General features: G+C 64.8%; 26 protein-coding genes. 20 read left to right on the top strand and 6 right to left on the bottom strand.

Features of this window, described 5'->3' with window-relative positions; translation table 11 throughout:
- Positions 1–144 precede the first annotated feature (144 nt).
- On the bottom strand, positions 145–1665 hold the full coding sequence (gene exaC, locus AC3WL2_RS11830) for an acetaldehyde dehydrogenase ExaC (protein ID WP_102683797.1): 1521 nt from the start codon (positions 1663–1665) through the stop codon (positions 145–147).
- 267 nt (positions 1666–1932) lie between these two features.
- Between exaC and AC3WL2_RS11825 the strand changes: the two genes are divergently transcribed.
- From AC3WL2_RS11825 to AC3WL2_RS11810, 4 genes are all read left to right on the top strand, one after another.
- On the top strand, positions 1933–3867 hold the full coding sequence (locus tag AC3WL2_RS11825; RefSeq protein WP_102683796.1) for a sigma-54-dependent Fis family transcriptional regulator: 1935 nt from the start codon (positions 1933–1935) through the stop codon (positions 3865–3867).
- Positions 3868–3933: 66 nt separating this feature from the next.
- Positions 3934–5283 (top strand): UDP-N-acetylmuramate:L-alanyl-gamma-D-glutamyl-meso-diaminopimelate ligase, encoded by a 1350-nt coding sequence (gene mpl / locus AC3WL2_RS11820; RefSeq protein WP_102683795.1) that lies wholly within the window; start codon positions 3934–3936, stop codon positions 5281–5283.
- A complete protein-coding gene (ubiX, locus tag AC3WL2_RS11815; protein ID WP_011532009.1) occupies positions 5280–5909 on the top strand; it encodes a flavin prenyltransferase UbiX in 630 nt (209 codons plus the stop codon). Before mpl ends, ubiX begins: the two co-directional genes overlap by 4 nt.
- A 23-nt stretch (positions 5910–5932) precedes the next feature.
- Positions 5933–6193 carry a YceK/YidQ family lipoprotein gene (locus AC3WL2_RS11810; protein ID WP_371918108.1) on the top strand — a complete coding sequence of 87 codons (261 nt, stop codon included), beginning with the start codon at positions 5933–5935 and terminating at the stop codon, positions 6191–6193.
- Positions 6194–6286: 93 nt separating this feature from the next.
- On the opposite strand, the gene AC3WL2_RS11805 is transcribed toward AC3WL2_RS11810, so the two are convergent.
- From AC3WL2_RS11805 to AC3WL2_RS11795, 3 genes are all read right to left on the bottom strand, one after another.
- A complete protein-coding gene (locus AC3WL2_RS11805; RefSeq protein WP_102683793.1) occupies positions 6287–6931 on the bottom strand; it encodes an oxidoreductase in 645 nt (214 codons plus the stop codon).
- A gap of 27 nt (positions 6932–6958) precedes the next feature.
- Positions 6959–8692 carry a C13 family peptidase gene (locus AC3WL2_RS11800; RefSeq protein WP_102683792.1) on the bottom strand — a complete coding sequence of 578 codons (1734 nt, stop codon included), beginning with the start codon at positions 8690–8692 and terminating at the stop codon, positions 6959–6961.
- A gap of 106 nt (positions 8693–8798) precedes the next feature.
- Positions 8799–9254 carry a MaoC family dehydratase gene (locus AC3WL2_RS11795; RefSeq protein ID WP_023631661.1) on the bottom strand — a complete coding sequence of 152 codons (456 nt, stop codon included), beginning with the start codon at positions 9252–9254 and terminating at the stop codon, positions 8799–8801.
- Between the two features lie 151 nt (positions 9255–9405).
- On the opposite strand from AC3WL2_RS11795, the gene AC3WL2_RS11790 reads away from it, so the two are divergent.
- The 3 genes from AC3WL2_RS11790 to AC3WL2_RS11780 are packed head-to-tail and all read left to right on the top strand — an operon-like array spanning position 9406 to position 11081.
- Positions 9406–9768, top strand: coding sequence for a CidA/LrgA family protein (locus tag AC3WL2_RS11790; RefSeq protein ID WP_102683791.1), 363 nt, complete (start codon positions 9406–9408; stop codon positions 9766–9768).
- Positions 9765–10481, top strand: a complete 717-nt coding sequence (locus AC3WL2_RS11785; RefSeq protein ID WP_102683790.1) for an LrgB family protein — start codon at positions 9765–9767, stop codon at positions 10479–10481. Before AC3WL2_RS11790 ends, AC3WL2_RS11785 begins: the two co-directional genes overlap by 4 nt.
- Before the next feature lie 9 nt (positions 10482–10490).
- Positions 10491–11081, top strand: coding sequence for an LON peptidase substrate-binding domain-containing protein (locus AC3WL2_RS11780; protein ID WP_102683789.1), 591 nt, complete (start codon positions 10491–10493; stop codon positions 11079–11081).
- A gap of 54 nt (positions 11082–11135) precedes the next feature.
- Here AC3WL2_RS11780 and AC3WL2_RS11775 read toward each other — a convergent pair whose 3' ends face one another.
- Positions 11136–12452 carry a bifunctional DedA family/phosphatase PAP2 family protein gene (locus AC3WL2_RS11775; protein WP_102683788.1) on the bottom strand — a complete coding sequence of 439 codons (1317 nt, stop codon included), beginning with the start codon at positions 12450–12452 and terminating at the stop codon, positions 11136–11138.
- Positions 12453–12455: 3 nt separating this feature from the next.
- On the bottom strand, positions 12456–13148 hold the full coding sequence (locus AC3WL2_RS11770; RefSeq protein WP_102683787.1) for a DNA-3-methyladenine glycosylase: 693 nt from the start codon (positions 13146–13148) through the stop codon (positions 12456–12458).
- Between the two features lie 297 nt (positions 13149–13445).
- On the opposite strand from AC3WL2_RS11770, the gene AC3WL2_RS11765 reads away from it, so the two are divergent.
- From AC3WL2_RS11765 to AC3WL2_RS11705, 13 genes are all read left to right on the top strand, one after another.
- Positions 13446–14717 (top strand): glutamate-5-semialdehyde dehydrogenase, encoded by a 1272-nt coding sequence (locus AC3WL2_RS11765; protein ID WP_102683786.1) that lies wholly within the window; start codon positions 13446–13448, stop codon positions 14715–14717.
- Positions 14686–15378 carry a nicotinate-nucleotide adenylyltransferase gene (nadD, locus tag AC3WL2_RS11760; RefSeq protein WP_102683785.1) on the top strand — a complete coding sequence of 231 codons (693 nt, stop codon included), beginning with the start codon at positions 14686–14688 and terminating at the stop codon, positions 15376–15378. Before AC3WL2_RS11765 ends, nadD begins: the two co-directional genes overlap by 32 nt.
- A gap of 44 nt (positions 15379–15422) precedes the next feature.
- Positions 15423–15854, top strand: coding sequence for a ribosome silencing factor (gene rsfS / locus AC3WL2_RS11755; protein WP_102683784.1), 432 nt, complete (start codon positions 15423–15425; stop codon positions 15852–15854).
- A gap of 9 nt (positions 15855–15863) precedes the next feature.
- Positions 15864–16331, top strand: a complete 468-nt coding sequence (rlmH, locus tag AC3WL2_RS11750; protein ID WP_023631106.1) for a 23S rRNA (pseudouridine(1915)-N(3))-methyltransferase RlmH — start codon at positions 15864–15866, stop codon at positions 16329–16331.
- A gap of 17 nt (positions 16332–16348) precedes the next feature.
- Positions 16349–18247, top strand: a complete 1899-nt coding sequence (gene mrdA, locus AC3WL2_RS11745; RefSeq protein ID WP_102683783.1) for a penicillin-binding protein 2 — start codon at positions 16349–16351, stop codon at positions 18245–18247.
- A gap of 38 nt (positions 18248–18285) precedes the next feature.
- Positions 18286–19389, top strand: coding sequence for a rod shape-determining protein RodA (rodA, locus tag AC3WL2_RS11740; protein ID WP_052062270.1), 1104 nt, complete (start codon positions 18286–18288; stop codon positions 19387–19389).
- Between the two features lie 17 nt (positions 19390–19406).
- Positions 19407–20417 (top strand): lytic murein transglycosylase B, encoded by a 1011-nt coding sequence (gene mltB / locus AC3WL2_RS11735; protein ID WP_102683833.1) that lies wholly within the window; start codon positions 19407–19409, stop codon positions 20415–20417.
- On the top strand, positions 20418–21416 hold the full coding sequence (locus tag AC3WL2_RS11730; protein WP_046857280.1) for a septal ring lytic transglycosylase RlpA family protein: 999 nt from the start codon (positions 20418–20420) through the stop codon (positions 21414–21416).
- A gap of 278 nt (positions 21417–21694) precedes the next feature.
- On the top strand, positions 21695–22855 hold the full coding sequence (locus AC3WL2_RS11725) for a D-alanyl-D-alanine carboxypeptidase family protein (protein ID WP_046857279.1): 1161 nt from the start codon (positions 21695–21697) through the stop codon (positions 22853–22855).
- A 70-nt stretch (positions 22856–22925) separates the two neighbouring features.
- Positions 22926–23201 (top strand): DUF493 domain-containing protein, encoded by a 276-nt coding sequence (locus tag AC3WL2_RS11720; RefSeq protein ID WP_102683782.1) that lies wholly within the window; start codon positions 22926–22928, stop codon positions 23199–23201.
- A complete protein-coding gene (gene lipB, locus AC3WL2_RS11715; RefSeq protein WP_102683781.1) occupies positions 23201–23848 on the top strand; it encodes a lipoyl(octanoyl) transferase LipB in 648 nt (215 codons plus the stop codon). Before AC3WL2_RS11720 ends, lipB begins: the two co-directional genes overlap by 1 nt.
- 2 nt (positions 23849–23850) lie before the next feature.
- Complete coding sequence (gene lipA, locus AC3WL2_RS11710) at positions 23851–24867, top strand: lipoyl synthase (RefSeq protein WP_102683780.1); 1017 nt, start codon at positions 23851–23853, stop codon at positions 24865–24867.
- 98 nt (positions 24868–24965) lie between these two features.
- The gene (locus AC3WL2_RS11705) at positions 24966–25904 is read left to right on the top strand and encodes a S66 peptidase family protein (protein ID WP_102683779.1); all 939 of its coding nucleotides are present in this window, start codon (positions 24966–24968) and stop codon (positions 25902–25904) included.
- Positions 25905–25910: the final 6 nt, after the last annotated feature.

The following is a 25910-nucleotide window of genomic DNA, read 5'->3' as shown; positions in this document are numbered from 1 at the left end:
TTTTTCTTAGGTTGCCGGAGGGACTGCCGGCTACTGGTGATTCGTTTTGCAGGAAGCGGGCCAGAGCGGCTCGTGCACGCGAGCCGCGCTGGTCTGATAGGCCTCATCGCGGGGCAAGTCGGGTCGCCCCGCGATGAGCCGAACTTAGAAGAAGCCCAGCGGGTTGATGTCGTAGCTCACCAGCAGGTTCTTGGTCTGCTGGTAGTGGTCGAGCATCATCTTGTGGGTTTCACGGCCGACGCCGGACTTCTTGTAGCCACCGAACGCGGCATGCGCCGGGTACAGGTGGTAGCAGTTGGTCCATACGCGGCCGGCCTTGATGCCGCGACCCATGCGATAGGCGCGGTTGATGTCGCGGGTCCACACGCCGGCGCCCAGGCCGAACTCGGTGTCGTTGGCAATCGCCAGGGCCTCGGCCTCGTCCTTGAAGGTGGTGACGCTGACCACTGGGCCGAAGATCTCCTCCTGGAACACGCGCATTTTGTTGTTGCCTTTGAGCAGGGTCGGCTGGATGTAGTAACCGCTGGCCAGCGCGCCTTCGAGTTGCTCCACCTTGCCGCCGGTCAGCAGCTCGGCGCCCTCTTCCTGGGCGATCTTGAGGTAGGACTGGATCTTCTCGAACTGTTGCTGCGAGGCCTGGGCGCCGACCATGGTGTCGGTGTCCAGTGGGTCGCCGCGCTTGATCTGCAGCACCTTCTTCATCACCACTTCCATGAACTGCGGGTAGATTGACTCCTGCACCAGGGCACGCGAAGGGCAGGTGCACACCTCGCCCTGGTTGAAGAACGCCAGCACCATGCCTTCGGCCGCCTTGTCGATGAAGCTCGGCTCGGCCTGCATGATGTCCTCGAAGTACACGTTCGGCGACTTGCCGCCCAGTTCGACGGTGGAGGGGATGATGTTCTCGGCGGCGCATTTCATGATGTGCGCGCCGACCGGAGTGGAGCCGGTGAAGGCGATCTTGGCGATGCGCTTGCTGGTGGCCAGGGCTTCGCCCGCTTCACGGCCGTAGCCTTGCACCACGTTGAGCACGCCCTTGGGCAGCAGGTCGCCGATCAGTTCCATCAGCACGCTGATGCCCAGCGGGGTCTGCTCGGCGGGCTTGAGCACCACGCAGTTGCCGGCAGCGAGGGCCGGGGCGAGCTTCCAGGCGGCCATCAGCAGCGGGAAGTTCCACGGGATGATCTGCCCGACCACCCCCAGCGGCTCGTGGATGTGGTAGGCCACGGTGGTTTCGTTGATCTCGGCGGCGCCGCCTTCCTGGGCGCGAATGCAGCCGGCGAAATAGCGGAAGTGATCGACCGCCAGCGGTATGTCGGCGTTTAGGGTCTCGCGGATCGGCTTGCCGTTGTCCCAGGTTTCGGTGATGGCCAGCAGCTCGAGGTTCTGTTCGATGCGGTCGGCGATGCGCAGCAGGACGTTGGAACGGTCCTGCACCGAAGTGCGGCCCCAGGCATCGGCGGCAGCGTGGGCCGCGTCGAGGGCCTTTTCAATGTCTTCGGCGGTGGAACGGGGGAACTCGGCGATCAGCTTGCCGTTGACCGGGGAGGTGTTCTCGAAATACTGCCCCTTCACCGGCGCCACGAACTCACCACCGATGTAGTTGCCGTAGCGGCTCTTGAAGTTGACCTTCGCGCCTTCGGTGCCGGGATGTGCATAACGCATGATGTGTCTCCTGGTCGTTGTGATTGTTGCGGAGTTACCAAGCGTAGAGCAAAGGTCGGGCCAGCGCCTGGAGGCCCTTGTGTATCAATGACTTGGGTCAAGGGCGGCGCTGCTATCGAAATGACCTGTGCCAGCCTCGGCACGGCCAGGGTGACACTTTGTACCCTTTGCGACACAGGTCGTGACCGCAGGGTCGGTGCAACGTTGCAAAGCGTCCACGCCTGGAGGATGCTGACGGCACGCTCTATCTGCGGAGAACAACAAGAAATGCAGAGCAATCCGTTCAGCCGCCATGCCCAGCAAGTGCTCACGGTCGCCCAAGGCCAGACCAGCGGGCCGGGCAGCGACCCGTCCATCGCCCGCTCCTGGCTGCGTTGCCTGGAGGACTACCACCTCGACCCCGCGCGGGTCCAGGCACCGGTGGTGCTCGAACACGGCCGCCTGCTGGAGAGCCGCGAGCGCCTGCGCCAGGTGCTGCAGATCGCCGACAACGAGATGAACAGCCTGCACCAGCAGTTGTCCGGTGCCGGGCACGCGGTGTTGCTGACCGATGCTCGCGGGGTGATCCTCAACTGCGTCACCGCGCCCAGCGAGCGGCGCATCTTCGAGCGTGCCGGGCTGTGGCTCGGCGCCGACTGGAGCGAGGCCCGCGAGGGCACCAACGGTATCGGTACCTGCCTGGTCGAGCGCCAGGCCCTGACCATTCACCAGGACGAGCACTTCCGTGGCCGCCATACCGGGCTGACCTGCTCGGCCAGCCCGGTATTCGACCCACACGGCGAGTTGCTGGCGGTACTCGATGTGTCGTCGGCGCGGCCCGATGTCTCGCGCCAGAGCCAGTTCCACACCATGGCGCTGGTCAACCTGTCGGCGAAGATGATCGAGAGCTGCTACTTCCTGCGCCACTTCGAGCAGCAATGGCTGCTGCGTTTCCACCTGCAGGCCGAGTCGGTCGGCCTGTTCAGCGAGGGCCTGCTGGCCTTCGATGGCGACGGGCGGATCTGCGCCGCCAATCAGAGCGCGTTGAACCTGCTGGGTACTATCCGTGGTGGGGTGCTGGGCAAGCCATTGGACAGGTTCTTCGCCTGCAGCCACGACGAATTGTTCAGCCGCGCCACGCCCCAGGGCAGCAGCGCGTGGCCGCTGTATACCCGCGACGGTCGCCAGGTATTCGCCAGCCTGCGCGGCCAGGCGCGGGCACCGGTGTGGTCGGTGCCGGTGGCCTTGCCCCAGACCGCTGTGCCGGGCATCTGCCTGCTCGATCCGGCCTTGCGCGAGGACTTTCGCCGCGCCGTGCGGGTGTTCGAACGTGACGTGCCGCTGCTGTTGCGCGGCGAGACCGGTTGCGGCAAGGAAGCTTTTGCCCAGGCGGTGCACCAGGCCAGCGCACGCCATGACAAGCCGTTCGTGGCGATCAACTGCGCATCGATTCCGGAGAGCCTGATCGAGAGCGAGCTGTTCGGCTATCGCGGCGGCAGTTTCACTGGTGCGCGCAAGGAAGGCATGCGCGGCAAGCTGCTGCAGGCCGATGGCGGCACCTTGCTGCTGGACGAGATCGGCGACATGCCGTTGGCGCTGCAGACTCGCTTGCTGCGGGTACTGGAAGAGCGCCAGGTAGTGCCGATCGGTGGTGAGCCGCAGGCGGTGGATGTGCGGATCATCAGCGCCACCCACCGTGACCTGCTGGACCGGGTGGCGCAAGGCGGGTTCCGCGAAGACCTTTACTACCGGCTCAACGGCCTGGAGGTGGCCTTGCCGGCGTTGCGCGAACGCAGCGACAAGGCACAGCTGCTGGATTTCCTGCTGGCACAGGAGGCCGAGGGGCAGGTCATCGAAATCGAACCGAAGGCACGGCAGGCGCTGCTGGATTTTGCCTGGCCAGGGAACGTGCGGCAGTTGCGCAATGTGCTGCGCACGCTGGTGGCGTTGTGCGAGGAGGGGCGAATCGAGTATCCGGACCTCCCGCAAATGGTGCGCAACGTGGGAGCGGGTCCTGCCAACGCCATCGTCGAGCAAGTCGCATCGGCGCACCGACGCTCCCACGATGGTCGTGTGTGTCTTGGAGATGCCGAGCGCCAGGCCTTGCTCAGCGCCCTGGAGGCAAACCACTGGCACATGACCCGCGTCGCCGAGCACCTGGGCATCAGCCGCAATACCTTGTATCGAAAACTGCGCAAACATGGCATAGCCAAGGCCTGCTGAGCGAAACAGCGGGTGCGATTTCCCTCGCCCTGGGCTACCCTGCCTCGACGTTTTGCGAGGTCGATCATGCACATTCATATTCTCGGTATTTGCGGCACTTTCATGGGTTCGCTGGCGGTGCTGGCCAAGGACCTTGGCCACCGCGTCACCGGCTCCGACGCCAACGTGTATCCGCCGATGAGCACCCAGCTCGAAGCCCAGGGCATCGAGCTGACCCAAGGCTACGACCCGGCCCAGCTGGAGCCAGCACCCGACCTGGTGGTGGTTGGCAACGCCATGTCGCGGGGCAACCCGGCGGTGGAGTACGTGCTGAACAAGGGCCTGCCGTACGTATCGGGCCCGCAGTGGCTGGCCGACCATGTGCTGCAGGGCCGCTGGGTACTGGCCGTGGCCGGCACCCATGGCAAGACCACCACCAGCAGCATGCTGGCCTGGGTGCTGGAACACGCCGGCATGAGCCCGGGCTTCCTGATCGGCGGCGTGCCGCAGAACTTCTCGGTGTCGGCGCGCCTGGGCGATACGCCGTTCTTCGTGGTCGAGGCCGACGAATACGACAGCGCTTTCTTCGACAAGCGCTCCAAGTTCGTGCACTACCATCCGCGTACCGCGATCCTCAACAATCTCGAGTTCGATCACGCGGACATCTTCCCCGACCTGGCGTCCATCGAGCGGCAGTTTCACCACTTGGTTCGCACCATTCCCAGTGAGGGCCTGGTCATTCACCCGACCACCGAGCAGGCGCTGGAGCGCGTCATCGGCATGGGCTGCTGGACTCCGGTGCAGACCACGGGCGAGGGTGGCCAGTGGCAGGCGCGCCTGCTCAGCGCCGACGGATCGCGCTTCGAAGTGCTGTTCGAAGGCCAGGCGCAAGGCGTGGTCGATTGGGCGCTGACCGGCCAGCACAACGTCGCCAACGCCCTGGCCACCCTGGCAGCCGCCCGTCATGTCGGTGTCGCGCCGGCCATGGGTATCGAAGGCCTGAGCGCGTTCAAGAGCGTCAAGCGCCGCATGGAACTGGTTGCCGAGGTTCAGGGCGTGACCATCTATGACGACTTCGCCCACCACCCGACCGCCATCGCCACTACCCTCGATGGCCTGCGCAAGCGCGTAGGCGAGGCTCCGGTGATTGCGGTGATCGAGCCGCGCTCCAACTCCATGAAGCTGGGCGCGCACCGCGACGGCCTGCCGGAAAGCGTCAACGACGCCGACCAGGTGATCTGGTACGCACCGCCCAACCTGGGCTGGGACCTGGGCGGCACCGCCGCGCAGTGCAAGGTGCCGAGCGTGGTGGCCGACAGCCTTGAGGCGATCATCGAGCGCATCAAGGGCCAGGCCCGCCCGGGCACCCATGTGGTGATCATGAGCAACGGCGGCTTCGGCGGCCTGCACGGCAAGCTGGCCGAGGCGCTGAAGTGAGCGGACCGGAACGCATCACCCTGGCCATGACCGGCGCCTCCGGGGCGCAGTATGGCCTGCGCCTGCTCGATTGCCTGGTGCGCGAGGACCGCGAGGTGCATTTCCTCATCTCCAAGGCCGCGCAACTGGTGATGGCTACAGAGACCGACGTGGTGTTGCCAGCCAAGCCCCAGGCCATGCAGGCGTTCCTGACCGAGTACACCGGCGCGGCCGACGGGCAGATCCGCGTGTATGGCAAGGAGGACTGGATGTCGCCGGTGGCTTCGGGCTCCGGCGCGCCGGCGGCGATGGTGGTGGTGCCGTGTTCCACCGGCACCCTGTCGGCGATTGCCACCGGTGCCTGCAACAACCTGATCGAGCGGGCGGCCGACGTGACTCTCAAGGAACGTCGTCAGTTGATCCTGGTTCCGCGCGAGGCACCATTCTCGACCATCCACCTGGAGAACATGCTCAAGCTGTCGCAGATGGGTGCGGTGATCCTGCCGGCGGCGCCGGGCTTCTACCACCAGCCGCAGACCATCGACGACCTGGTCGACTTCGTCGTGGCACGCATCCTGAACCTGCTGAATATCCCGCAGGACATGCTGCCGCGCTGGGGCGAGCATCATCATGGGGTCGATGATTGAGGCGGCTGGTGCTGGGGCTGCTGATGCTGGCCCAGCTCGGTGGCTGCGCCACGGTGCGCACCCTGGATGCCAACAAGTCCGGGGCGCCGGTGGTGTATGCCGGGACACGGCTTGACCTGTACGTGATCAATGGCGGGTGCTGCCCAGAGGACCGGTTCGGGGCCGAGGCGCCGGCCTATCCGGGGCTGGACCTGCCTGGGAGCGCGTTGCTCGATACGCTGCTGCTGCCGTTGTCGTTGCTGACAGCGGCGGGGGTGGGGTTCAACGCTACCGGTGGGTTGTAAAAGCATCGCGGGGCAAGCCCGCTCCCACGCTACGGGCTATCGCTCAAGGGCGTGGGAGCGGGCTTACCCCGCGATAAGGCCGGCATTGCCGACCTATTTTTTGCCGAGTTTTCTCAACTCGTCCGACTCGACCACGCGAATCCCGTCCTCCTCCTCCAGCGCCAGGCGCCACAGCGCCCGGGCCAGGGTGCAAGCCTCGATGCCGCGGTACTTGCCCGGTATCAGGCGGGCGAACGGTGCGGCCATGCGCTCACCCAGCCGTGGCTCGATCCGCTCGCCCAGCAACAGTGAAGGCCGCACGATGGTCAATTGCGGCCAATCCTGCTGCTTTAGGGCTTCCTCCATCTCGCCCTTGACCCGGTTGTAGAAGATCGACGACTTCGGATCGGCGCCCAGGGCGCTGATCACCAGCAGATGGCGGGCGCCCAACTCCCGGGCGCGTTTGCTGAAGGCCACGACCATGTCCAGGTCCACAGCGCGGAAGGCCGTCTCGGAACCGGCCTGCTTGAGGGTGGTGCCCAGGCAGCAGAAGGCGATGTCGACACGTCCGGCCAGTTGCGGGAGAAACATGGCCGGGTCACCCACCGGGTTTTCCAGGTGCGGATGCTCGGCCAGCGGGCGGCGCGTGGGCGCCAGCACGCGGCTGATGGTGGGCTCGTTGAGCAGGCGGTCGAGCAGGTGTTCACCTGTCAGACCCGTGGCACCGGCAAGCAGGACATGCTGAGGCGTCAGGTACATGGTGTCTCTCCCTCGTTACTACACAGCTTAGTGGGCACCAGGGTTTTTTGCCTGATCCCCCGAAGCTGGCTGGGCTTCATTGCGCAGGGCGTGCTCGGCTTGTTGGCGGCGCAGACGCTGCCAGTGGCTGATCACCGCCGGCGGCGCCCAGAGCTGCGGCTCAGAGGCTTCGAAACCTTCCCTTCGTTCTCGTTCGGCAACGCTTTGCCGTGCCAGTTCAAACGCCTGTTTCAGATCGTCGGTCTGGTTCAACGCCTGGGCGAACAGGGCGTCGCCGAAGTAGGTGAAGTCGGCCTCTTCCGAACAGCCGAATGACACCCGGTCAGGCCGGGCGGCGGTCATGACCAGGGTGCGGTCGTCCTTGAGCGGGGCGATGTAGCCACCGGAATAGCAGGCGGAGATGACGATCACCTTGTCGCGGTCCTTCAGCGGGGCAAGGGCGCTGGCCAGCTCGTCGGCGGACAAATCGGCCAGTTGCAGGCGTGGCTGGTCGAGCACCAGTTGGTGATCGTGGCTGCCATGGCTGGTCAGGTAGATGAACACCAGGTCCTCGGGGCCGCTGCGCTCGGCCAGGGTGCGGGCGGCGCGGGTGAGGTTCTCGCGGGTGGCCATGGGCCGATCGGCCAGGTGGTCGCGGTGGTTGACCAGGGTGACCTGGCCATGGGCGCCGAAACGCACCTTGAGCATGTTGCTGACATAGTCGGCTTCGCGCAGGAACACGCTCTGCTGGCCGTCGCCGGCCACCACCAGGCTGTACAGCTGCACCGGCGGGATCGACGCCGGCACCTTGGCCAGGGCGTCGGCCAGCAGCTTGCCCTGGTTGAGCAGGGCAAGGTCGAGCGGGTCGGGCAAAAGCTTGCCCTGGGCGTCGCGCACGCGCACGCCGTTGACCCAGGTGCCGGCTTCGCTGCGACCATCCGGGTGGGTCAGCTTGCCACGCCCGTGGTAGGCATCGTCGGCGAAACCGCCGACATACTGGCTACCGTCGGCCAGTTGCAAGGTGCCGGTGCCAGCGAAGCGCCAGTCACGGAAGCCACCCTTGTAGCGGCTGCCATCGCTGCCCAGCAGTTCGCCCTGGCCGGCCAGCGATCCGTCCTTGAAGTCGCCGATCCAGACGTCGCCTTCGGCGCTCTCGTAGCGGCCACGGCCCTCGAGGCGATTATCCTTGAACTCGCCGATGTACTGTTCGCCGTCGGCGCTGTCGTAGGTGCCGGCACCCTGTAGTTGGCCCTCGATGAAGTGGCCGCTGAACTGGTTGCCGCTGGCATCGCTGCGTACCCCGGCACCGTTCGGCTTGCCCTTGGCGAACAGGCCCTGGTAGCGGCTGCCGTCAGCCAGCTCCAACTGCCCCGCGCCTTCGTACTGGTCGTCCTTGAACTGGCCGCGGTAGGTCTGGTCGTGTTGCTTGAGGGTGCCTTCGCCATCCCGGCGGCCATGCTTGAAGGTGCCGGCGTAGTGGCTGCCGGGCGTGGTCAGGTCGCCCAGGCCCTGGAACAGGCCTTCACTGAACTGTCCACGGTAGACCTCGCCGTTGCTGCCATGCCATTCACCTTGGCCGTGCCACTGGCCATCCTTGAAGTTGCCGGCGTACCAGCTGCCGTTGGGGTAGTCGATACGCCCCTCGCCCTGCAGCAGGCCGTTCACCACCTGGCCACGGTAGCGACCGCCATCGGGCAGGCGCGCGTCCGGCGGAGACAGGGATTCGCCTTCGCCACAAGCGGCGAGCAGCAGGATCAGGGTGAGAGGGAGCAGGGGGCGCATGGCGGCTTCCGGGGAAAACGATGCGCCGAGTATGCCGCAGAATACGCCAGGCCGTGAATTGGGGCGCTGCGCGCCCCGTGCGTCTGCACCAGGCGCGGTGTGGTGATCAGACGAAGCAGAGTGACAGTGGTTCGGCGATGTAGGCCGGCTTCTCTTCGCCTTCGATTTCAAGGGTGACCGTGGCCTTGAGCAGCCATTGCCCGGGCTTCTTTTCGGTGGCGTCGGTCAGGTCGACTTTGAGTCGTACCTGGCTGTCGACCTTCACCGGCTGGATGAAACGCACACTGTCCAAGCCGTAGTTGACCACCATCTTCAGCCCTTCGGGCAGCACGAGAATGTCTTCCATCAGCTTGGGGATCAGCGACAGGGTAAGGAAGCCATGGGCGATGGTGCTGCCGAACGGGGTCTTGGCCGCTTTCACCGGATCGACATGGATGAACTGGAAATCGCCGGTGGCTTCGGCGAACAGATTGATGCGTTCTTGGTCGATCTTCAGCCATTGGGAACGGCCCAGCTCCTTGCCAACGTACTGCGAAAGCTCTGTAACGGGTACATAGGGCATCGCGACATCTCCAGATTGTCATTTGGTACGAATGTTCAAGATCAGCACGCTGCACCGTTTCAGTCAAGTTGCCCGTTTTTCGCCGAATATCGCCTTATAGGCAATTGCTTAGCGTGCTTATAATGGCCGCCATGTTCTGACGGAGGTCCCTATGCTGTTGCGTGGTCTGACCTGGCTGGTGCTGTTCCAGTTGCTGGGAACGGCGATCAACCATTTGTTCCTGCACATCCTGCCCGGACCCATCATCGGCCTGTTGCTGCTGCTGGTGTTCCTGATGGTTCGTGGCGAAGTCGGCCAGCCGCTCAACGAGGCCGCTGGCAGCCTGCTGCGCTACCTGCCGCTGCTGCTGGTGCCGCCGGCGGTGGGGGTGATGGTCTATGCCAGGGACATCGCGGCGGACTTCTGGGCCATCGTCGGGGCGCTGTTGATTTCCTGCCTGGCGACCTTGGTGTTCGTCGGCGTGCTGATGCAGAAACTCATCCAGCGCCAGGGCAAGCACGAGGAGCAGCCATGACCCTCGATTGGCAAGGCGCGCTCGACGCGGTCATCCACCATCCGCTGTTCGGCATCGGCATCACCTTGGCCGCCTACCAGCTGGTGCTGGCAGGTTATGAAAAGACCCGCTGGATCTTCCTGCAACCGGTGCTGGTGTCGATGCTGGGGGTGATCGGCATCCTGCTTGTCTGCGGCATCGACTACGCCGAGTACCGCAAGAGCACCGAGATCATGAACATCCTCCTGGGCCCGGCCACCGTGGCCTTGGCGGTGCCGCTCTACCTGAACCTGCGGCGGATCCGCCAGCTGTTCTGGCCGACATTTACTACGCTGGTAATCGGAGGCCTGTTCGCCACCGTGGCGTGTCTGGCGCTGGGCTGGTGGTTTGGCGCCGAGCACATGATCCTGATGACCATGGCGCCGAAGTCGGTTACCTCGCCGATTGCCATGCTGGTGGCCGAGCAGATTGGTGGTGTGGCGGCCCTCGCCGCGGTGTTCGTGCTGATCACCGGGGTGATCGGTGCGATCTTCGGCCCGGCGCTGCTAAGCCGCTTCGGCGTGCTCAGCCCCGAGGCCCGGGGCATGGCGCTGGGCGTCACCGCTCACGCGGTGGGCACATCGGTGGCTTTGCAGGAAAGTGACGAATGCGGCGCCTTCGCCGCGCTGGCGATGAGCCTGATGGGGGTGGCCACGGCGGTGTTCCTGCCGTTGGCGGTCAGCCTGGTGGCTTGAGGAATCGACATGACATTACCGCTGTTTCCCCTCAATACCGTGCTGTTCCCCGGTTGCCTGCTCGATCTGCAGATCTTCGAGGCGCGCTACCTGGACATGATCGGCCGTTGCATGAAGCAGGGTGAAGGCTTTGGCGTGGTATGCATCCTGGAAGGCGAGCAGGTGGGCAAGGCGGCGCCGGTGGTGGCGTCGGTCGGCTGCGAGGCGCTGATCCGCGACTTCGTGCAGCAGGACAACGGCCTGCTGGGCATCCGCGTAGAGGGCGTGCGGCGTTTTCGTGTCGAGCGCACCGAGGTGCAGAAGGACCAGTTGATGGTCGGCCAGGTGCAGTGGCTGTCGGAACTGGCGGATGGGCCGCTGCAGGAGCAGGACGATGACCTGCTGGCGCTGCTGCTGGCCCTGGGCGAACACCCGATGGTTGAGGCGCTGGACATGCCGCGTGACGTAGACGGGCGCCAATCGTTGGGCAACCAGCTGGCCTACTTGTTGCCGTTCATGGAGGAGGACAAGCTCGACTTGCTGGCAATCGATTCGCCACAGCTCAGGCTGGAGGCAATCCAGGCGTTGCTGGAGCGCATCCAGGGCGAATTGTTCGCCTGAACCATCCAGGCCCGCTCCGATGTTCGGTAGGAGCGGGCTGCCCAGTGATGGCCGTCAGTATTGGTAGCGCAGCAACGCCTTGGGCAGTGCGTGCAGGGCAAAGAATGTCAGCAACGCGATGCACGCAGGCAATACCAGCCACCATACCCGCTGCGGCAGCGCCGTGAGCGGCTGGCGATATTGCACCAAGGTCAGGCTCAGCGCGCACACGCAGCATGCCAGCAGCGCGCCAGCAAGGATATCGGTCGGCCAGTGCGCACCCAGGTATACCCGCGACAGCGCGATGGACAGGGCTGGGATGCACCCCAGTAGCACCCAGGTCAGGCGCATGCGCGGCGGCTGGCCGCGCCCAGCCAGCACCGCCAGCACCAGAAAGAAGGCGAACGATGCCGAGCTATGCCCGCTGGGCATGCTGTAGCTGGTCAGCGGGTCGGTCAACACCTCGGGGCGGGCGCGGGCGAACAGCCATTTCAGCGTGCCGTTGGCCAGGGCTGTACCGATCAGTGTCGCGCCGGCGAACAGCGCGTGGCGCCATTGCCGGGCCAGCAGCAACAGGCCCGTGAGCAAGCCACCGAGGAAGAACTGGGTACGGAAGTCGCCCAGGCGGGTGATCACCACCACGGCGCCGTCGATGGCCTGGCTGCGGTGCTCCTGCACCAGGGTCATCACGCCCTGGTCGAATTCGCTCAAATAGCGCCAGCCGATGAACAGCGCTGTTACCGCCAGGCCGCTGAGGGCGGCGATCAGGCGGGTGCCGTGGCGTTGATCGCGGATGCTGGTGCTCAGGCTCAGGCCGATCAGCACCGCCAGGGTGCCCATGACAATCCCCGCGTCCAGCCAGAAGCCTTCCGGCAGTGGCAGGCGCATCGCCGCGCCGGTGGCCCAGCCGGGCAGCAGGTAGGCCACCGACCAACCGGCGCCAGCCACCAGGCTGACCGCGATGAAGCGCGGCAGGGGCATATCGAACATGCCGGCGACCATCGGCAGCATCGGCCGCAGCGGGCCGATGAAGCGGCCGACCAGCAGGCTGGCGATACCATAGCGCTGGAAGTACGCCTCGGCGCTGCCAATCCACTCCGGGTGGCTGCGCAGCAACGGCAGGCGGCGGATGTTCTGGTGGAAGTACTTGCCGATGGCATAAGAGATCGCGTCGCCGAGCATGCCACCGAGGAAACCCAGCAATAGCGTTTCGCCCAGGCTGAAGGTGCCGCTGCCGGCCAGCACGGCGACGGCGAACAGCAGCACGGTGCCAGGCACGATGATGCCGGCGATGGCCAGGCATTCGACGCAGGCCACGAGGAAGATTGCCAGGCCCAGCCACTGAGGGTTGGCGCCAAGCCAGGTGGTCAGGCTGTCCAGCCATTGGCCCATGGTTCAGTTTCCTTGTTCAAGCATGAAGAAATCTTGCCCTTCGACCTGGCCGCGCCGCAGCGGGTTTCGGGTGCAGAAACGCGCGAATTCGGCGTCTACGAAGCGATAGGGCAGGTGTTCGTCGCGGCCATGGGGAATGCCCAGGCGCGTGGTCTTGATCACCCGGGGTACCTCGATGCCGCAGTCCTCGACGTACAGGCGCTCAGGGTCGAAGCGCCGGGCATCCCAGTGCGGTACCTTCAGGCCCATGGCGCGGCACAGCAGGGTCTGGCCGTTGCACAGGCGCTCGGGCGGGCGCAGCCCGCCGCTGGCGTCGGGATTGTTCAGTTGCATCCGGGCCAGGCTGTTGGCATCGGAAATGGCGTCGGTCCAGGGGTACGCGGACTTGATCAGCACCGCGTTGCCCGGACCCTGGGCGCTGAAGTTCAGCGAATCGCCGCCGCGGGCGTAGTACATGTAGATATGCCCGCCATCGAGGAACAGCGCCTTGCGCTTCTCGGTAAAGCCCAGTGACGCGTGGCTGCCCTTGTCGGTGAGGTAGTAGGCCTCGGTCTCGATGATGCGCGCCGCCAGCCAGAGGTCGCCCTGGCGGTGACGGATGACCTTGCCCAGCAGGTCGCGGGCGAGGGTCTGCGCATCGCGATCGAAGAAACTGTCGGGTAGGGCGCGGGCCGGGCAGGGGGCTGGGGCGGACATACGGGCGGTTCGTGGCTGTGAAGGCGGGGATGATAGCAATGAATGGCTTAATCGAGGCTGAATCAGATTGACCCCACCACGGGGCACGCCCGCTCCCGCGTCAAAGCCTGGACGGCGCGCCGGGCGTGGCAGCGGGCCTGCCCCGCGATCATGGCGAAGTAATTTTCGATACGGGTGGTTACATCTTTCCTACGTATTGGCGGCAGCCATTTTCTACCATCCGCCACCCGCCGCTGGGCGTACCCGAGCGCTCCAGTTATAATCAGCCGATTTCCCCTTTGCCAAGACACCGAACCCATGACCGAGTCCGTTCTTGACTACATGACCCGCCTGGGTCGCGCCGCCCGTGAGGCCTCGCGGGTGATCGGCCGTGCCAGCACCGCGCAGAAGAACCGCGCCCTGCAGGCCGCCGCCGACGCTCTCGACGCGGCCCGCGACGCGCTCACCGCAGCCAACGAGCAGGACCTGGCCAATGGCCGCAAGAACGGCCTGGAACCCGCGCTGCTCGAGCGCCTGGCGCTGACCCCGGCGCGCATCGACGGCATGATCACCGGCCTGCGCCAGGTGGCCAGCCTGCCGGACCCGGTCGGCGCCATCCGCGACATGAGCCACCGCCCGTCGGGGATCCAGGTCGGCAAGATGCGCGTGCCGCTGGGGGTGATCGGTATCATCTACGAGTCGCGCCCCAACGTGACCATCGACGCCGCCAGCCTGTGCCTGAAGTCGGGCAACGCCACCATCCTGCGCGGCGGCTCCGAAGCCATCCATTCCAACCGTGCCATCGCCACCTGCATCCAGCGGGGCCTGGCCGAGGCCGGCCTGCCGCCGGCAGTGGTGCAGGTGGTCGAGACCACCGACCGCGAAGCCGTGGGCGCGCTGATCAGCATGCCGGAATTCGTCGATGTCATCGTGCCCCGTGGCGGCCGCGGCCTGATCGAACGCATCAGCCGCGATGCCCGGGTACCGGTGATCAAGCACCTGGACGGTATCTGCCACATCTTCGTCGATGCCCACGCCGATCTGGACAAGGCCTGGCGCGTTGCCTTCAACGCCAAGACCTACCGTTACGGTATCTGCGGCGCCATGGAGACGCTGCTGGTGGACCAGTCGGTGGTCGAGCGCTTCCTGCCGGAAATGGCCCGCCGTTTCCAGGACAAGGGCGTCGAGCTGCGCGGTTGCGAGCGCACCCGGGCGTTCATCGCCGCCAAGCCAGCCAGCGAAGACGACTGGCACACTGAATACCTCGACGCGATCCTGTCGATCCGCGTTGTCGACGGCCTGGAGCAGGCCATCGAGCACATCAACCATTACGGCTCGCACCACACCGATTCGATCATCACCGAGCACCAGGGCCAGGCCCGGCGCTTCATGGCCGAGGTCGACTCGGCATCGGTCATGCTCAACACCCCGACCTGCTTCGCCGACGGCTTCGAATACGGCCTGGGCGCGGAAATCGGTATCTCCACCGACAAGTTGCATGCCCGCGGCCCGGTCGGCCTGGAAGGCCTGACCTGCGAGAAGTACGTGGTGATCGGCGATGGCCAGCTGCGCGGCCAGGAGCCGTGCTGAGTTGAGCAACCCTGTCGCAGTCCGGCGCGTCGGCATTCTCGGCGGCACCTTCGACCCGGTGCATATCGGTCACCTGCGCAGTGCGCTGGAAGTGGCCGAATTCATGTGCCTGGACGAACTGCGCCTGTTGCCCAACGCCCGGCCGCCGCACCGCGACACCCCGCAGGTGGCCGCGCAGGACCGCCTGGCCATGGTGCGCGGCGCCGTGCAGGGTGTTGAGCGCCTGAGCGTGGACGCCCGCGAGCTGGCCCGCGACAAGCCGTCGTACACCATCGACACACTGGAGTCGATCCGCGGCGAACTGAGCGCGCACGACCAGTTGTTCCTGGTGCTGGGCTGGGACGCATTCTGCGGCCTGCCCAGCTGGCATCGCTGGGAAGAGCTGCTGCAACACTGTCACATCCTGGTGCTGCAACGCCCGGATGCCGATGTCGAACCCCCTGACGAGCTGCGCAACCTGCTGGCGGCGCGCTCGGAGAGCGATCCCACCGCCATGTCCGGCCCGGCGGGGCACATTTCGTTCGTCTGGCAGACTCCGCTTGCGGTGTCCGCCACGCAAATCCGACAGCTGCTGGCCAGCGGCAAGTCGGTGCGGTTCCTGGTGCCGGACGCAGTACTGGCCTATATCGAGGCACACGACCTGTATCGTGTGTCCAACTGACGGCGCCAGTGGGCGCCTCATCCAACGAGTTGAACGAGTTTTATATGAGCAAGCAGAAAATCAATGGCATCAGTGGCGAAGAGCTGGTCAAACTGACCATCACGGCTCTGGAGGACGTCAAGGCCCAGGACATCCAGGTCATCGACGTGCGTGAAAAGCACAGCCTGACCGACTACATGATCATTGCCACCGGTACCTCCAACCGCCAGATCAACGCGATGCTGGAAAAGGTCCGTGAAGCGGTCAAGAAACAAGGCGCACAGCCGCTGGGTGAAGAAGGCAAGGGCGACAGCGACTGGGTGCTGCTGGACCTGAACGACGTCATCGTGCACATGATGACTGCCGCTGCCCGCCAGTTCTACGACCTGGAGCGCCTGTGGTTGGGCGCCGAGCAGAGCCGTGCCGCCGATGCCAAGCACCACAGCCCGGAAAACGCCAGCGACTACTTCACCGACAAGCTCAAAGACCGGGAATAAGGAAGCGTCGTGCGTCTGCGCCTGATCGCGGTCGGCTCGCGCATGCCCAAGTGGGTCGAGGAAGGCTGGCATGAATATGCCAAGCGCCTGCCCCCGGAGCTTGCGCTGGAGCTGGTGGAAATCCCGCTGAACACCCGCGGCAAGAACGCCGATGTCGCCCGCCTGATCCGTCAGGAGGGCGAGGCGATGCTGAGCAAGGTGCAGCCTGGGGAACGCATCGTCACCCTCGAGGTCCATGGCAAGCCCTGGAGTACCGAGCAACTGGCGGGCGAGCTGGACCGTTGGCGCCTGGATGCGCGCACGGTCAACCTGATGGTGGGCGGCCCGGAAGGGCTGGCGCCGGAAGTCTGCGCGCGCAGCGAACAGCGCTGGTCGCTGTCGCCGCTGACGTTGCCGCACCCGTTGGTAAGGATACTCATCGGCGAGCAGATCTACCGCGCCTGGACCGTGTTGTCCGGGCATCCCTACCACAAATGAACCTGTAAGCCTGTCCGATGCCGCAGCAGATCCGCCTCAAGGACCACGAGAAAGACGCCCGCCTGGTGCGCAACCGCGTCGTCGTGGGCGCCGTGGCGGTGGTGCTGCTCGTCTGCGTATTGATCGCCCGGCTGTATTACCTGCAGGTCATCCAGTACGACTATCACTCGACGCTGTCGGAGAACAACCGGGTGCATGTGCAGCCGATCCCGCCGACCCGCGGGCTGATCTTCGACCGCAACGGGGTGGTGGTGGCCGACAACCGCCCCAGCTTCAGCCTGGTGATGACCCGCGAACGCGCTGGCAACGCGGGCAAATGGCAGGATGTGCTGGACGTGATCGTCGAGGTGCTCGAGCTCACCCCTGACGACCGTGCCCTGTTCGAGAAACGCATGAAGCAGGGGCGCAGGCCATTCGAGCCGGTGCCGATCCTGTTCGAGCTCAACGAAGAACAGATTGCCCGCATCGCGGTCAACCAGTTCCGTCTGCCTGGTGTGGAAGTGGCCGCGCAGCTGGTCCGCCACTATCCCCAGGGCGCGCACTTCGCCCATTCGGTGGGCTATGTCGGGCGGATCAACGAGAAGGAGCTCAAGACACTCGACCCGGTGAACTACAGCGGCACCCACCATATCGGCAAGACCGGCATCGAGCGCTTCTACGAAGACGAACTGCATGGCCAAGTGGGCTATGAGGAAGTCGAGACCAACGCTCGGGGGCGCGTACTGCGGGTGCTCAAGCGTACCGACCCGAAGCCGGGCAAGGATATTGTCCTGAGCCTCGACATCAAGCTGCAGGAAGCCGCCGAGCAGGCGTTGGGCGGGCGCCGTGGCGCCATCGTCGCCCTCGATCCGCGCACCGGCGAAGTGCTGGCGATGGTCAGCCAGCCGAGTTTCGACCCCAATCTATTCGTCACCGGCATCGGCTTCAAGGCTTACGCCGAACTGCGCGACTCGATCGACCGGCCGCTGTTCAACCGCGTGCTGCGCGGCCTCTACCCGCCGGGCTCGACCATCAAGCCTGCGGTGGCGATCGCCGGGCTCGACAGTGGCGTGGTGACGGCGGGCAGCCGGGTGTTCGACCCGGGTTACTACCAACTGCCCAACTACGATCACAAATACCGCAACTGGAACCGCAGCGGCGATGGCTGGGTTGATCTGGATGTGGCGATCATGCGGTCAAACGATACGTACTTCTACGATCTCGCGCACAAGATGGGCATCGACCGGCTGTCCAGCTACATGAACAAGTTCGGTATCGGGCAGAAAGTCGCCCTGGACATGTTCGAGGAGTCGCCCGGCTTGATGCCGTCCCGCGAATGGAAGCGCGCCACCCGCCGCCAGGCCTGGTTCCCCGGCGAAACCCTGATTCTCGGCATTGGCCAGGGCTACATGCAGACCACGCCGCTGCAACTGGCCCAGGCCACCGCGCTGATCGCCAACAAAGGCGTGTGGAACCGCCCGCACCTGGCCAAGACCATAGAAGGCCAGCCACCGGTGGACGAGAACCCCATGGAAAACATTGTTCTGCGCGACAAGTCCGACTGGGCCCGGGTCACCCACGGCATGGAGCAGGTGATGCACGGCGCCCGCGGGACCGCCCGCAAGGCCGCCATCGGCTCGCAGTACCGCATCGCCGGCAAGAGCGGTACCGCCCAGGTAGTGGCGATCAAGCAGGGCGAGAAGTACGACCGCAACAAACTCCAGGAACGCCACCGCGACCATGCCCTGTTTGTCGCCTTCGCCCCGGCCGACGACCCCAGGATCGTGGTCTCGGTCATGGTCGAGAACGGCGAGTCCGGCTCCGGTGTCGCTGCCCCCGTGGTACGTCAGGTCATGGATGCCTGGCTGCTTGACGAGAATGGCCGGCTCAAGCCCGAGTTTGCCCCTGCTACAGTCGCCCAGGAATCGGCCCCGTGAAGAACAACTTCGACCGCATGCTCTCCAGCGAGGACGTGATGCGCAGGCGCGCCAGCTTCCTGCAGCGCATCCATATCGACGGCCCCTTGCTGCTTATCCTGCTGACGCTCGCCGCCGGCAGCCTGTTCGTGCTGTATTCGGCCAGCGGCAAGAACTGGGACCTGCTGATGAAGCAGGCCAGCTCGTTCGGCATCGGGCTGGTGTCAATGTTCATCATCGCCCAGCTCGAGCCGCGCTTCATGGCGCGTTGGGTGCCACTGGCCTACCTGGCAGGGGTGTTCCTGTTGATCGTGGTGGACGTGATGGGCCACAACGCCATGGGCGCGACGCGATGGATCAATATTCCCGGGGTGATCCGCTTCCAGCCCTCGGAATTCATGAAGATCATCATGCCGGCGACCATCGCCTGGTACCTGTCCAAACGCACCTTGCCGCCACACCTCAAGCATGTGGCGATCAGCCTGATCCTGATCGGCGTGCCGTTCATCCTCATCGTGCGCCAGCCCGACCTGGGTACGGCGTTGCTGATCCTGGCCTCGGGAGCGTTCGTGCTGTTCATGGGGGGGCTGCGCTGGCGCTGGATCGTCAGTGTGATCGCGGCGGCGGTGCCGGTGGCGGTGGCGATGTGGTTCTTCGTCATGCATGACTACCAGAAGCAGCGCGTACTGACCTTCCTCGACCCGGAAAGCGACCCGCTGGGTACCGGCTGGAACATCATCCAGTCGAAGGCGGCGATCGGTTCGGGCGGTGTGTTCGGCAAGGGCTGGCTGCTGGGTACCCAGTCGCACCTGGACTTCCTGCCCGAGAGCCACACCGACTTCATCATCGCCGTGCTCGGCGAGGAGTTCGGCCTGGTCGGCATCTGCCTGCTGCTGCTGATCTACATCCTGTTGATCGGTCGCGGGCTGATGATCACCGCCCAGGCCCAGACCCTGTTCGGCAAGCTGCTCGCGGGCAGCCTGACCATGACCTTCTTTGTTTATGTGTTCGTCAATATCGGTATGGTCAGCGGCCTTCTGCCCGTGGTGGGCGTGCCGCTGCCCTTTATCAGCTATGGCGGAACTTCGTTGGTGACGCTGCTGTCAGCGTTTGGCGTTCTGATGTCGATCCATACGCACCGCAAATGGATCGCACAGGTTTGAAAAAGGTGAAGAATTTCATGCAAGCAGTGCGTGGCTGGGCTGCCCGCCTGGCGCCGTGGTTCGGCGCGTTGGGTTTGCTCGGCGCAGTCCAGCAGGCCAATGCCGGTGACTATGACGGGTCGCCGCAAGTGGCCGAGTTCGTTGGCGAGATGACTCGCGACTATGGCTTTGCCGGCGAGCAACTGATGGGTGTGTTCCGCGAGGTGCAGCGCAAGCAGGCGATCCTCGATGCGATCTCGCGGCCGGCCGAACGGGTCAAGCCGTGGAAGGAATACCGCCCGATGTTCATCACCGATGCGCGCATCGCCCGTGGTGTGGACTTCTGGCGCCAGCACGAGGCCGTGCTGGCCCGCGCCGAGCAGGAATACGGCGTGCCGGCGCAGGTGATTGTCTCGATCATCGGGGTGGAAACCTTCTTCGGCCGCAATACCGGCAACTATCGCGTCATCGACGCGCTGTCCACGCTGGGCTTCGATTATCCGCCACGCGCCGAATTCTTCCGCAAGGAGTTGCGCGAATTCCTTCTGCTGGCCCGCGAAGAGCAACTTGACCCGCTCACGCTCAAGGGCTCCTACGCCGGCGCCATGGGCCTGCCGCAGTTCATGCCGAGCAGCTTCCGTGCCTATGCCGTGGACTTCGACGGCGACGGGCACATCAATATCTGGAACAACCCGGACGATGCCATCGGCAGTGTCGCCAGCTACTTCAAGCGCCACGGCTGGGTGGCCGGGGAGCCTGTGGTCAGCCGCGCCAGCGTGCGTGGCGAGCGCGCCGACGAAGGCCTGACCAGCGGCATCGAGCCGGTGAAGACGGTCGCGCAGTTGCGGGCGCTGGGCTGGTCGAGTCATGATGCGCTGCGCGATGATCTGCCGGTCACCGCCTTCCGCCTGGAAGGTGAATACGGCCCTGAGTACTGGATGGGCCTGAAGAATTTCTACGCGATCACTCGCTACAACCGCAGCGTGATGTATGCCATGGCGGTGCATCAGCTTTCGCAACAGCTGGTTCTGGCACGGGGCGTCAAGTAAATGCGCGAACTCTTCACTGCAAATGCCGCAAAACTGCTGACCTGCGTCGCCGTCGGCCTGGTGCTGGCCAGTTGCTCGTCCAGTCGGCCCTCCACCCCGCAGAGCGGCAACACCGTGCGTGCGCAACCGGGCCTGGACATCAACCGTGCCCACAAGGACGGCGCGCCCTGGTGGGACGTGGACGTCAACAAGATCCCCGACGCCACCCCGACCGTGCACACCGGCAACTACAAGGCCAACCCGTACACGGTGCTGGGCAAGACCTACTACCCGATGCAGGATTCGCGCAACTACCGCGCCGAAGGCACAGCGTCGTGGTACGGCACCAAGTTCCATGGCCAGAACACCGCCAACGGCGAGCTCTATGACCTCTATGGCATGAGCGCGGCGCACAAGACCCTGCCGCTGCCGGCCTACGTGCGGGTGACCAACCTGGCCAACGGGCGCAGCGTGATCCTGAGGGTCAACGACCGTGGCCCGTTCTATTCCGACCGTATCATCGACCTGTCCTACGCTGCTGCGAAGAAGCTGGGCTATGCCGAAAGCGGCACCGCGCACGTGCGCGTCGAAGGCATCGACCCGCAGCAATGGTGGGCCCAGCGTGGCCAGCAGCCGCCGATGGTGCTCAAGGAGCCGCAGGTGGCCCAGGCCCAGCCGATCGCCGCCAGCACCGGACGCGTCGAGCAGTGGACCCCGCCGCCGCAGCAGCACGCGGCGCCGGTGGTGCCGGTGCAGGTGGGCGGCAACAATGTGCCGAACGCCAGCGGCGGCAGCATCCTGCAAGTGGGCGCGTTCGCCAACCCGGACGCCGCCGAATTGCTGCGCTCGAAGCTGAGCACCATGGTCAGCGCGCCGGTATTCATCAGCTCCGTCGTGCGCAACCAGCAGACCCTGCACCGTGTACGCCTGGGACCGATCAGCAGCCAGGGTGAGATCCAGCAGGCCCAGGACAGCATTCGCCTGGCCAATCTCGGTCAGGCCAAGGTGGTCACTGACTGATCGGTCGCTTCAGCTTCATCGCGGGGCAAGCCCGCTCCCACGTCAGGTGCTCCGAACGGCGTGGGAGCGGGCTTGCCCCGCGATGAACCGATACGCCGACCTGTCGGTTTGTTCATGAATTGCCGGGCAATGATATGTACAATGCCCGTTTTTGCCCGCAGCGGCATTACGCCGCACTTTTTGGGCCAGGCCACAGGCCATAAAACTAGACTGACGGGGCGCTGGGCAAATGAACTTGCCCACGGAACATCAGACCATTAGCGATTTACGAGAGACGGATGAACATCACCAACCTTGCCAAACGACTTTGCCTGCCTGTTCTGCTGCTGATCACCCCTGCTGCCTTCGCAGCGGAGCAGATGATGCCGGCACCACCGCAACTGGCCGCCAAGTCCTATGTACTCATGGACGCGTCCAGCGGCAACGTGCTGGTCGAGAACAACGGTGACGAGCGCCTGCCGCCAGCCAGTCTGACCAAGCTGATGACCGCCTACATCGCCACCCTGGACATCCGTCGTGGCCAGATTGGCGAGAACGACCCGGTGACCGTCAGCGAGAACGCCTGGCGCACCGGCGGCTCGCGCATGTTCATCAAGGTCGGCAGCCAGGTGACCGTCAGCGACCTGCTGCACGGCATCATCATCCAGTCCGGCAACGATGCATCGGTCGCCCTGTCCGAGCACATCGCCGGCAGCGAAGATGCCTTCGCCGACATGATGAACAAGACCGCCACCGACCTGGGCATGGCCAACAGCCACTTCATGAACCCCACCGGCCTGCCGAACCCGGAGCATTACTCCTCGGCCCACGACATGGCCCTGCTGGCGCGCGCGATCATCAACGAAGATCCTGCGCACTACGCCATCTATTCGCAGAAAGAGTTCTTCTGGAACAACATCAAGCAGCCTAACCGCAACCTGCTGCTGTGGCGCGACAAGACCGTCGACGGCCTGAAGACCGGCCACACCGACGAAGCCGGCTACTGCATGGTCGCCTCGGCCGTGCGTGACGGCCAGCGTCTGATCGCCGTGGTGTTTGGTACCAACAGCGAGCAATCGCGGGCCGCCGAGACCCAGAAGCTGCTGACTTACGGTTTCCGCTTCTTCGAAACCCAGACCTTCTACCAGAAAGGCACCGAGCTGACCCAAGCCCCGGTATGGAAAGGCGCGACCAACCAGGTGAAAGCCGGCCTGGCCAACGACCTGACCATGACCATGCCTAAAGGCCAATTGAAACGCCTCCAGGCTTCGATGACCATGAACCCGCAACTGACCGCGCCCATCGCCAAAGGTGACGTGATCGGCAAAGTGGAAGTCAAACTGGACGAGAAAGTGGTTCACAGTGCCGACCTCATCGCCCTGGACGGCGTCGAGGAAGCAGGTTTCTTCGGCCGCATGTGGGACAGCATCCGCCTGTTCTTCTACGGTTTGTTCAACTGATACGTGACTTGCACGCCCCCGTGAACCAGGCGGGGGCGCTGCTGCCACGGCTTACGAGGCCGTTTCCGCCATGAGCGAAGAAGACGTCAAGTCGCACAAGATCGAATTCCCCTGCGAGGATTACCCGATCAAGGTGATCGGTGACACCGTTGTCGGTTTCAAGGACACGGTAATCGAGATTCTCAGCAAGTACGCCAGGGTCGACCTCTCGACGCTGGCCGAACGCCAGAGCAAGGAAGGCAAGTACACCACGGTGCAGCTGCATATCGTTGCCACCGGTGAGGACCAGTTGCATGACATCAACAGCGCCTTGCGCGCTACCGGCATCGTGAAAATGGTGCTGTGATGCCCGCTTGCCTCGGTTTTCGCGATCTTGGCCTGCAGCCCTATGAACCGGTGCTGGAGGCCATGCGTCGCTTTACCGAGCAGCGTGGCCCGGACAGCCTGGACGAAGTCTGGCTGGTCGAGCATCCTCCGGTGTTCACCCAGGGCCAGGCCGGCAAGGCCGAGCACCTGCTGATCCCCGGCGAGATACCAGTGGTGCAGACCGACCGCGGCGGCCAGGTCACCTACCATGGCCCCGGCCAGCTGGTGGCCTACCTGCTGCTGGACGTGCGCCGCCTGAGTATCGGCGTGCGCGAGCTGGTCAGCCGCATCGAGCAGACCCTCATCGACCTGCTCGCCAGCTATGGCGTGCAGGCGCTGGCCAAACCCGACGCCCCGGGCGTCTATGTCGATGGCGCGAAGATCGCGTCCCTTGGCCTTCGAATCCGCAATGGCCGTTCGTTCCACGGCCTTGCCCTGAACGTGGACATGGACCTTGCGCCATTCCGCCGAATCAACCCCTGTGGGTATGCGGGGCTGGCCATGACCCAGCTGCGCGACCTGGCAGGTCCGATCGAACTCATTGAGGTCAGGACAAGGCTGCGCGGACAGCTGGTCAAGCACCTCGACTATGCTGAGCAGACGACCCTGACGGGCGGAATCGACTGATTATGACAACTGTGCAAGAAGCCGTGCCGAACCTGATCCCGACGCAAGACGTCACCCCACGCCCTGCTCCTAAAAAAGTGGAAGCCGGCGTGAAGCTGCGTGGGGCCGACAAAGTGGCACGTATCCCGGTGAAGATCATCCCCACCGAAGAGCTGCCGAAAAAACCCGACTGGATCCGCGTGCGCATTCCGGTTTCCCCGGAAGTCGACCGCATCAAGCAACTGCTGCGCAAGCACAAGCTGCACAGCGTATGCGAAGAAGCCTCCTGCCCGAACCTGGGTGAGTGCTTCTCTGGCGGTACCGCCACCTTCATGATCATGGGCGACATCTGCACCCGCCGCTGCCCGTTCTGCGACGTCGGTCACGGCCGGCCGAAGCCGCTGGATCTGGACGAGCCGAAGAACCTGGCCGTGGCCATCGCCGATCTGCGCCTCAAGTACGTGGTGATCACCTCGGTGGACCGCGACGACCTGCGTGATGGCGGTGCCCAGCACTTCGCCGACTGCATTCGCGAGATCCGCGCGCTGTCGCCGGGCGTGCAGCTTGAGACCCTGGTGCCGGACTATCGCGGCCGCATGGACGTGGCACTGGAAATTACCGCGCAGACTCCGCCGGATGTGTTCAACCACAACCTCGAGACCGTGCCGCGCCTGTACAAGGCCGCACGCCCAGGTTCGGACTACGACTGGTCGTTGGACCTGCTGCAGAAGTTCAAGCAGATGGTCCCGCACGTACCGACCAAGTCCGGCCTGATGCTGGGCCTGGGCGAGACCGACGAGGAGGTCATCGAGGTGATGCACCGCATGCGCGAGCACGATATCGACATGCTCACCCTCGGCCAGTACCTGCAGCCATCGCGCAACCACCTGCCGGTACAGCGCTTCGTGCACCCGGACACCTTCGCCTGGTTCGCCGAGGAAGGTTACAAGATGGGCTTCAAGAACGTCGCCTCCGGCCCTCTGGTACGCTCGTCGTACCACGCCGACCAGCAGGCCCACGAAGCCAAGATCAAGCTCTGAGACGGGCTTGAGCGGGACATGCCGATGCGCGCCGGAAGGCGGCATCGGCTTTTTTTTGAGCTACAAGTTTCAAGCGACAAGCTGCAAGGAGTGGCGCGATGAATTGCCTGGAAACTGCCGAGTACCTGTTGCCCAAGGCCCTGCCTGACAACGCCCGTTTCGCCATCGTCGCCCCGGCCGGTCCGGCACGGCTGGATACCGACAAGGCCCGCCGGTGGTTCGAAGACCGTGGCCAGCAGTGCCGCATCTATCCTGGGGTGCTGCAGGCGGACGGTTACCTTGCCGGAAGCGACGAGCAGCGCCTGCGCGACTTGCACGATGCGTTCAGCGCCCCGGACATCGACGCCATCCTGTGCATGCGCGGCGGTTACGGCAGCATGCGCCTGCTGGACCGCATCGACTTCGAGCTGATCCGCCGCCATCCCAAGCCCCTGGTGGGTTACAGCGACATCACCGCCCTGCATTCGGCGCTCAATCGACATACCGGGATGCTGGCCTTCCATGGCGCAATGCTCAATGCCGACCTGCTGGGGGGCAAGCTCGAGCCCACCGTCAGCTCTCTGTTCGGGCAGTTGAGGGGACGGCTGGGGGCGGGTGATGCGATCGGCCATCCAGCGGCTTTTGCGCTCACCAGCGTGGTGTCCGGTGTTGCCAGCGGGCGTCTGGTCGGTGGCAACCTGTCGCTGCTCGGCACCACGCTGGGGACGTTGGCGGAAGTCGACACCCGGGACAGCATCCTGTTCATCGAGGACGTCAACGAGCCGCTCTATCGTGTCGACCGCCTGCTGACCCAATTGCGCCTGGCCGGCAAGCTGGAGGGTGTGCGTGGTGTACTGGTGGGGGATTTTGCCGGGATCACGGTCGCGGCCATGACGCCCTTGCTGCTGGATATCTTCGGCCCGCTCGGGGTGCCGGTGCTGGCGGGGTGGCGCAGCGGACATTGTGATCCGAATGTGTGCCTGCCATTGGGCGCGCAGGTCAGGCTCGAGGCGGGAGCGAAACGGCTGGTGCTCGAGCAGGCCTTGTTCAAGGCCTGAAACAGT

It is taken from the genome of Pseudomonas sp. FW305-96 (genome assembly GCF_058783825.1).
Note: the sequence above shows the minus strand (reverse complement) of the source record. Positions and strands in the feature narration are given on the sequence as shown.